Genomic DNA, 7,406 nt, shown 5'->3' with positions numbered 1-7,406 from the left:
TTCACTTCATGTGCGTCCACACATCCAGCATGCTCCTGATCAGCCTCAACGAACAGACCTAACGAAGCACTACTAGGCCGCCCCTTCACCCAGCACGAGACCTGGGGCCCCGGCCGGATCTGGGGCACCCACCCCTTCGCCGACGGCACCGTCTACGCGTACGCGGCGTCCATGGCCCCGGCCGGACAGCGGGCGCCGGGCGGCGACGAGAAGGCGGAACTCCGGCGCCTGTACGGCAGTTGGCACGACCCGATCCCCGCGATCCTCGACGCGGTCGAGCCCGGCCAGGTGCTGCGCCACGACGTCCACCAGATCGCCGAGCCGCTGCCCGCCTTCCACCGCGGCCGCGTCGCCCTGCTCGGCGACGCCGCGCACGCCATGGCGCCGACCCTGGGCCAGGGCGGCAACCAGGCCATCGAGGACGCGGTCGTCCTCGCCCACCACGCCGCGCCCGACGCCCCGCTCGACCTGCCCGGCTACACCGCCGCACGGCAGCCCCGTACGACGATGATCGCCCGCAAGGCGATGACCGTCAGCCGCGTCAACCTCACCGCGAACCGGCCCCTGATCGCCCTGCGCAACACGGCGATCCGCGCCGTCGGGGCGCTCGGCCCGGCCTTCCTGCTGCGCGGCATGGACGGCATCGCGGACTGGCGCCCGCCCCAGCGCGAGCCGTACGCCGCCCCGTATGCTGCCCAAACGCAGCAGCGGGCCGGTAAGGACCGGTCATCGCAGGACAGGAGCACACAGACGTGAAAGTCGGCGTCATCGGACTCGGAGACATCGCCAAGAAGGCGTACCTGCCGGTGCTCGGCGCGCAGCCCGCGCTCGAACTGCACTTGCAGACGCGGACGCCCGCGACCCTGACCGAGGTCGCGGACCAGCTCCGCGTGCCCGCATCGCAGCGCCATGCCGACCTCGACTCGCTCCTCGCGCAGGGCCTCGACGCGGCGTTCGTGCACGCGCCCACCACCGCCCACCCGGAGATCGTCACGCGGCTCCTGGAGGCGGGCGTCGCGACGTACGTCGACAAGCCGCTCGCCTACGAACTCGCCGAGTCCGAGCGGCTCGTACGGCTCGCCGAGGAGCGCGGCGTGAGCCTGGCCGTCGGCTTCAACCGCCGCTACGCGCCCGGGTACGCGCAGTGCGTCGAGCACCCGCGCGAGCTGATCCTGATGCAGAAGAACCGCGTCGGGCTCCCCGAGGAGCCGCGCGCGATGGTCCTCGACGACTTCATCCACGTCGTCGACACGCTGCGCTTCCTCGCGCCGGGACCGGTCGACGACGTGACCGTGCGCGCCCGCGTCGAGGGCGGCCTGCTGGAGCACGTGGTGCTCCAGCTCGCGGGCGACGGGTTCACCGCGCTCGGCGTCATGAACCGGCTGAGCGGCTCCACCGAGGAGATCCTCGAGGTGTCGGGGCAGGACTCCAAGCGGCAGGTGCTGAACCTCTCCGATGTGGTCGACCACAAGGGGCAGCCCTCCGTTCGCCGGCGCGGGGACTGGGTGCCGGTCGCTCGCCAGCGGGGGATCGAGCAGGCTGTTCTTGCCTTCCTCGATGCGGTGCGTGCCGGGAAGGTGCTGAGTGCGCGGGACGCGTTGGCCACGCATGAGCTGTGTGAGCAGGTCGTGCGTGAGGTGTCGCGGCGGGTGTGATTCAGCGGGGGTCGAACGAGCTGTTCAGCCGGTGACGGCGTTGCGGTTCGGGGCTCTGCCCCGGACCCCGCTGCTCAAACGCCGCAGGGGCTTGATGGCCGCCAGGGCCACCAGGACCGTGACCGCCCCGTGCACCGGCCAGTCGCCGAAGCGTACGAACAGCGTGGTGCCCCGAGCGGTCGGCATGTCGTAGACGCGGGCCGCGCTCGCCGACGTGCCCAGCCAGGCACCGGCGCGCGACCCGTCCGGGCCGTACACCGCGGAGACCCCGGTCAGCGTCGCGTGCACCATCGGGCGGCCGGTCTCAGCGGCCCGCAACGCGGCGAGCGAAGCGTGCTGCTCGGGCGCCCAACTGTGCTGGAACGTCGACGTCGAGGACTGCGCGAGCAGCACCTGCGCCCTGTCCTGCGTCAGCCGCCGCGTCATGTCGGGGAACGCCGACTCGAAGCAGACCAGCGGCCCGACGCGCAGCGTCCGCTCGCCGTGGCGCACGTCCATCACGACCTGCCGCGTGCCGCGCATCCGGTCCTCGCCCGCCGCCTTGCCGACCGAGGTGGCCCAGCCGAGGAGCGAGCGCGCGGGTACGTACTCGCCGAAGGGGACGAGCCGCATCTTGTCGTAGTGGTCGCCGGTGAGGCCGCGCTTGCCGACCAGCACGGAACTCTTGTATATGCCCTGGCCCGAGCCGTCGGCGGCGCGACGCCGTGCGTCGACGTTGACGAGGATCTCCGCGTCCACCTCGCGGGAGAGCGCGGCGAGCCGGCGGGCGAGATCGGGGCGGCGGGGCAGGTCGTAGCCGACGCTGCTCTCGCCCCACACCACGAGGTCCACGTCCCGGTCCGCCAACTGACGGGTCAGCCGCACCTCCCGGTCGAAGCGGGCCCTGATGCTGCCGAGGCCGTCGACCACGCCCGGCTGCACCACCGCGATCCGCGCCCGACCGTCCACCTCGGGCCGCGGCGCCCACGCCCACGCGGCCCCGGTGACCGTGACCGTCGCGACAAGACCGGCCACCGCGGGAGCGCGGGCGCCGCGCGCGACGACGAGGAGTGTCACGCCGGTGTTCACGGCCACCACGAGCAGGCTGAGCAGCCAGACGCCGCCCACCGACGCGAGCCGCAGCGCGGGCGTCACCTGCCACTGGCTGGAGCCGAGCAGACCCCACGGGCCGCCCAACCCCTGCCACGAACGGACCAGTTCGACCATCAGCCAGCACGAAGGGACGGCGAGAAGCGCGGTCGCCGCCTGCCCCGGCGTCGGCCCACCGTGCAGGAGGCGGCGCAGCAGCCAGCCCCACGGCGCCCACAGCGCGCCGAGCAGCGCCGCGAGGATCAGCGTGAACACGTGCAGGCTCGGCAGCAGCCAGTGGTGCACCGCGAGCATGAACCCGAGCCCGCCGAGCCAGCCGTCGAGCGCAGCCCGGCGCGGCGTGCCGGCCGAGCGCGCGAGCAGCATCCACGGCACGAGGGCGACGTACGCGAACCACCACAGGGAGGGCGCCGGGAACGCGAGCGCGGGCAGGGCGCCCGCGCCGACCGCCGCGGCGCCGCGCCACCACCGTGACGTGTCGAGCCGCTGCCGCCACCCCTCCATGCGCCGCGCCTCCCGACTCGTACTCGTACGACCATCGCCTCGCGCTCTCCAGTGTGCGCGCCGCCGACGATCAACGACAGTGGGCGATGGGCGGGGGCGGGTCAGCTGCCCGCGGCGGCCCGTTGGGGGGTGCGGCGCCACTTCTCGTAGACCGTCACCCGGCGCAGCCGCCAGCCGCTGGTCGTACGGATGAGGTCGAAGGAGTACCGGCCGCCGCAGATGAAGTCGGGGGCGGTCGAGTCGCCGTCGCCCGCGAAGCGCATCGGGTTGAAGTAGTCGGCCCGGACGCGGCCCGTGTCGCCGATGTCGCGGTCGACCGTGTCGAAACGGACCCGCCGGTTCACGATCAGGTGCTGGCGCATCGGGAACAGCTCCATCGTCGTCGACAGCCACTGCGCGATCTCCGCCGCGCTGCCCTCCACGCCTCCCGCCTCCCGGTAGTCGGCCCGGCCCTCCGGTTCGAACAGGGCGCGGTACGCCGCCCAGTCGCCGTCGTCCACGGCCGCGGCGTAGTCCGTCACCAACTCGTCGACGGCGAGGCGGTCGAGGACGGTCGCGAGTTCCACACGCTGCGTCATCGGCTCAGTCTCGGGCCACGGGCGCACGGAGCCAAGAGGCGTGCGCCGCCGGGTCGAAAACTCCTGGGGAGCGCGCCGCGTGCGCTGTTACGGTCGCGCCATGTCAGCTGATCCGAACACCCGACTCCCGGCCGGGACACCAGGGCCCGTCACGGCGGACGACGTCGCGCGGGCCGTCGAGCTCACGGTCGCCGCACTGCGGACCGCGGCGCCCGACGCCGACTGGAACGGCCCGGCGGGCTCGCTCCAGTGGACGTGCTGGGAGACCGGCGAACACCTCGCCGACGACCTCTTCTTCTACGCGGCGCAGATCGGCTCGCTGCGCCCCCTGGCGGACGACCATGTGCGCTGGGGCTACAGCCGGCGCCGCGCCGAAGGGCCGGCGAACACCCTCACCGTCGACCTCGACGCGGGCCCTTCCGCCATGCTCGGGGCCCTGGAGGCGGGCGGCGGGATCCTCGCCGCGGTGGTGCGCGCGACCCCGCCGACCGCCCGCGGATTCCACGTCTTCGGCGCCTCCGACCCCGAGGGCTTCGCCGCGATGGGCGTCGTCGAGACGCTGGTGCACGCGCACGACCTGGCCCTCGGACTCGACGTCGACTTCACGCCACCGGCCGACCTGTGCGCGCGCACGCTGCACCGCCTCTTCCCCGACGTCCCCGGTGACACCGAGCCATGGGTGACGCTGCTGTGGGCCACGGGCCGGGGCGAGCTGGAGGGCAGGGAGCGGCGCGGGAAATGGCGCTGGTACGGTGCGCCCGGCGCGACATGATCATCGTCCGCGTGGCCACATCCCGGTCCACGGGGACGTACTTCTGACCAGGAGGCCCCCCTTGACCCGCCCCATCACGCTCGTCACCGGCGGCAGCCGAGGCATCGGCGCCGCCACGTCCGTGCGTCTCGCGCGCGAAGGTCACGATGTCGCGCTGTCCTTCGTGAACGACAAGGACGCCGCCGAGCGCACCGCCGAGGCCGTGCGCGCGGCGGGCGCCCGCTGCGCCGTCGTGCGGGCCGACACCTCCCAAGAGGCGGACGTGGAGCGCCTCTTCGACGAGGCGAGTGCCCAACTCGGGCCGCTCACCGGCCTGGTGAACAATGCGGGCGTCACCGCGCCGGTCGGCCCGTTCGCCGAGGCGCGCACCGAGGACTTCCGCCGCGTCCTCGACGTCAACGTCCTCGGTGTCCTGCTGTGCTGCCGCCGCGCCGCGCGCGACATGACGGAGGCGGGCGCGGGCGCCATCGTGAACGTGTCCTCCGGGGCCGCCACCCTCGGCAGCCCCGGCCAGTACGTGCACTACGCCGCGTCCAAGGCGGCCGTGGACACGATCACGCTCGGCCTCGCCAAGGAGCTCGGTCCGGTGGGCGTGCGGGTCAACGGCGTCGCGCCCGGCATCGTCGACACCGAGATCCACGCCACCAGCGGTACGCCCGACATCGCGCGCGAAGCCGCTCCCGGCATCCCGCTGCGGCGCCCGGGCACGGCCGAGGAGATCGCGGGGGCGATCGCCTGGCTGCTGTCACCGGACGCTTCGTACGCGACAGGGACCGTGGTGCGGGTGGCAGGGGGCCGCTGAGCGGACCGGCGTTGCGGAGGCGGTTCAGGGGTCCAGGGGTTCAGGCCGCTTTCACGACCTCCGCACGCACCGCTTCCGCCCATTCCGTGACCAGCAGCGCGTATTCGGCGCGCTGCTCGCCGGTGAGCCGGCCTGCTGTGCGCAGCCACAATCCGCGGATCTGCTCGTTCACTTCCTCGGCAGACCGCACAGGACGAGAGTTGTCGGGCGGCATGTGCCAAGGCTACGTTCGGGATGGCCGGTTTGGGAACCCTGAGCGAGCGTTCTTGAGCGCCAAGTGATCGTCTCTGTAAAGGAGTTGGGTGACGGCGTGACGAACGGTGCGCGAGGCGCTGGTGTCACGCGCCGACCAGCGTCGGCAGCACCGTCGTGGCCAGCAGCGTCAGGCGATCCGCGTCCGGGGTGCCGGGCTCGGCCGTGTAGAGCATGACGCGCAGATCGTCGCCCGCCACCGTGAGGATGTCGCAGTCCAGCGTCAGCGGACCGACCTCCGGGTGATCGACCGTCTTGCGCGCGGCGGCGTGCCGGCCGACCGCGCCCGAGTCCCACAGCTCGGCGAAGCGCGGGCTGCGCGTGCGGAGTTCGTCGACGAGCGTGTGCAGCCGCGGGTCGAGCGGGTAGCGGCTCGCGGTCGTGCGCAGATCCGAGACCAGGGCCGTCTCCATGGCCTGCCGCTCATCGGGGGTCTGGCGGACCCGGCTCGTCGGCCCGAGGAACGTCCACCACACGCCGTTGCGCCCGTGCCCGCCGCCCCACTCGGGGCGCTCGCCGAGCAGCGCCGTGTACAGCGGGTTCGCGAGCAGCAGCGTCCACGCCGCGTCGAACACGGCGGCCGGAGTCCCGGACAGCCGGTCCAGGAGCCGGCGTACGCCGGGCGTGAGCCGGGCCGGCACCGTCTCCCGCCCCGGCGGCGCGAGGCCCGCGAGCCGGAAGAGGTGCTCACGCTCCGTGTCCGTCAGCCGCAGCGCGCGGGCCAGCGCCTCCACGACCTGGTCGGAGGGGTGGGTGGCGCGGCCCTGTTCGAGCCGGGTGACGTAGTCCGCCGAGATCCCCGCGAGCAGCGCCAGCTCCTCGCGGCGCAGCCCCGCGGCCCGCCGCGACCCCACGGCGGCGATCCCCGCGGCCCCCGGCGAGAGCCGGTCCCGCCAGCGCCGCACCGTGTCCCCGAAGTCGCCCAGCTCCGCATGTGCCATGCCACCACTGTGCCCCGGCCGGCCCGGATCTTCCTGGTATCAGCGGTCCCAGGAAGACGGGACGGCTGGTCGCCGGGCCGCCCCCGGCGCAGCCTGGACGCATGACCACCACACTGATCACCGGGGCCAACAAGGGCCTCGGCCGCGAAACCGCTCGCCGTCTCGTCGAGGCGGGCCACACCGTCTACGTCGGCGCCCGCGACCCCGAGCGCGGCCGCCGCACCGCCGAGGAGCTCGGCGCGCGGCACGTCGTCATCGACATCACCGACGACGCCTCCGTCGCGGCCGCCGCGAAGACGATCGAGGCCGAGGGCGGCCTCGACGTACTGATCAACAACGCCGGCATCGAGGGCCGCACCGACGGCAACGGCATCGTGCTCCCGGCCGACGAGACCGTCGACACCCTGCGTCCGCTGTTCGAGACGAACGTCTTCGGCACCGTCCGCGTCACCCACGCGTTCCTGCCCCTGCTGCGCCGCTCCGCCGCCCCCGTCGTCGTCAACGTCAGCAGCGGTCTGGCCTCGCTGGCCGGCGCCACCGACACGGGGAACCCGGCGGCCGCCTACCCCGGCCTCGCCTACCCGGCCTCCAAGACGGCCGTGAACATGCTGACCGTGCAGTACGCGAAGGCGTTCCCGGAGATCCGGATCAACGCCGTCGAGCCCGGTTTCACCAGGACCGACCTGAACGGAAACACGGGCGTCCAGACCGTCGAGCAGGGCGCGGAGATCATCGTCCGGATGGCACGGATCGCGGCGGACGGCCCGACCGGTACGTACGTCTCCGCGGAGGGGCCGCTGCCCTGGTGAACCC

General features: G+C 73.4%; 8 protein-coding genes and 1 pseudogene. 5 read left to right on the top strand and 4 right to left on the bottom strand.

Annotated elements, in window-relative coordinates:
- Positions 1-75: 75 nt before the first annotated feature.
- Together OKJ99_RS31410 and OKJ99_RS31405 are read left to right on the top strand one after the other, a co-directional pair.
- A pseudogene (locus OKJ99_RS31410) lies at positions 76-756 on the top strand (FAD-dependent monooxygenase); the annotation flags it as partial.
- Complete coding sequence (locus tag OKJ99_RS31405; RefSeq protein ID WP_326021342.1) at positions 753-1,655, top strand: Gfo/Idh/MocA family protein; 903 nt, start codon at positions 753-755, stop codon at positions 1,653-1,655. The pseudogene OKJ99_RS31410 and the gene OKJ99_RS31405, both read left to right, overlap by 4 nt.
- A 24-nt stretch (positions 1,656-1,679) precedes the next feature.
- On the opposite strand, the gene lnt is transcribed toward OKJ99_RS31405, so the two are convergent.
- Both lnt and OKJ99_RS31395 read right to left on the bottom strand, forming a co-directional pair.
- A complete protein-coding gene (gene lnt / locus OKJ99_RS31400; protein WP_326021341.1) occupies positions 1,680-3,248 on the bottom strand; it encodes an apolipoprotein N-acyltransferase in 1,569 nt (522 codons plus the stop codon).
- Between the two features lie 101 nt (positions 3,249-3,349).
- Complete coding sequence (locus tag OKJ99_RS31395) at positions 3,350-3,826, bottom strand: nuclear transport factor 2 family protein (RefSeq protein WP_326021340.1); 477 nt, start codon at positions 3,824-3,826, stop codon at positions 3,350-3,352.
- 100 nt (positions 3,827-3,926) lie between these two features.
- Between OKJ99_RS31395 and OKJ99_RS31390 the strand changes: the two genes are divergently transcribed.
- Both OKJ99_RS31390 and OKJ99_RS31385 read left to right on the top strand, forming a co-directional pair.
- Positions 3,927-4,598, top strand: coding sequence for a maleylpyruvate isomerase N-terminal domain-containing protein (locus OKJ99_RS31390; protein ID WP_326021339.1), 672 nt, complete (start codon positions 3,927-3,929; stop codon positions 4,596-4,598).
- A gap of 61 nt (positions 4,599-4,659) precedes the next feature.
- A complete protein-coding gene (locus OKJ99_RS31385; protein WP_326021338.1) occupies positions 4,660-5,400 on the top strand; it encodes an SDR family NAD(P)-dependent oxidoreductase in 741 nt (246 codons plus the stop codon).
- A 40-nt stretch (positions 5,401-5,440) separates the two neighbouring features.
- Here OKJ99_RS31385 and OKJ99_RS31380 read toward each other — a convergent pair whose 3' ends face one another.
- Both OKJ99_RS31380 and OKJ99_RS31375 read right to left on the bottom strand, forming a co-directional pair.
- Entirely contained in the window at positions 5,441-5,614 is a 174-nt protein-coding gene (locus OKJ99_RS31380; RefSeq protein WP_326021337.1) for a hypothetical protein, read from the bottom strand.
- Positions 5,615-5,738: 124 nt separating this feature from the next.
- Positions 5,739-6,593 carry a helix-turn-helix transcriptional regulator gene (locus tag OKJ99_RS31375; protein WP_326021336.1) on the bottom strand — a complete coding sequence of 285 codons (855 nt, stop codon included), beginning with the start codon at positions 6,591-6,593 and terminating at the stop codon, positions 5,739-5,741.
- A 101-nt stretch (positions 6,594-6,694) separates the two neighbouring features.
- Between OKJ99_RS31375 and OKJ99_RS31370 the strand changes: the two genes are divergently transcribed.
- Complete coding sequence (locus tag OKJ99_RS31370) at positions 6,695-7,402, top strand: SDR family NAD(P)-dependent oxidoreductase (protein WP_326021335.1); 708 nt, start codon at positions 6,695-6,697, stop codon at positions 7,400-7,402.
- Positions 7,403-7,406: the final 4 nt, after the last annotated feature.

Origin of the sequence: Streptomyces endophyticus (genome assembly GCF_035798155.1) — a bacterium.
In the GTDB taxonomy this organism is placed as follows: Bacteria; Actinomycetota; Actinomycetes; order Streptomycetales; family Streptomycetaceae; genus Streptomyces; species Streptomyces endophyticus.
This window is presented reverse-complemented; position numbering and strand designations above follow the sequence as displayed.